Raw genomic sequence first — 524 nt, 5'->3', positions numbered from 1 at the left:
TACCGCAGGCTTTAAAGTGGTGATTCCATCTTCCCCTCAGCGTGCTTACGGTTTGCTGCTTGCTGCCATTCGCAGTAACGATCCAGTGATGTTCTTTGAACCCAAACGCATCTATCGCACCGTTAAATCCGAAGTGATTGATAACGGGGAAGCATTACCGTTAGACACTTGTTTTACGCTGCGCAAAGGCCGAGGTATTACGCTCGTGACATGGGGAGCATGTGTTGTTGAATCTCTCCAAGCTGCGCAAACCCTATCAAGCCAAGGGATCGAAGTCGAAGTCATTGATCTGGCAAGTATTAAGCCGATTGATACCGCGACGATTTTCCGTTCACTAGAGAAAACCGGACGCCTGCTGGTTGTACATGAAGCCAGTAAAACGTGTGGTGTGGGTTCTGAGCTGCTGGCTCGAACCGCCGAGCACGCGATGTGCTTGCTAAAAGCGCCACCTAAACGAGTCACAGGTATGGATACCATTATGCCTTATTACCGTAACGAAGATTATTTCATGGTTCAGAAAGAAG

General features: G+C 48.7%; 1 protein-coding gene. It reads left to right on the top strand.

The features are described from left to right. Nucleotides 1-524, top strand: a 524-nt coding sequence (locus R7Q48_RS30860; protein WP_318134223.1) for an alpha-ketoacid dehydrogenase subunit beta, incomplete at both ends; no start/stop codon positions are given.

This window comes from Vibrio sp. 378, from assembly GCF_033339435.1.
The sequence above is the reverse complement of the archived record's forward strand: the minus strand, read 5'-3'. Positions and strand labels throughout refer to the sequence as shown.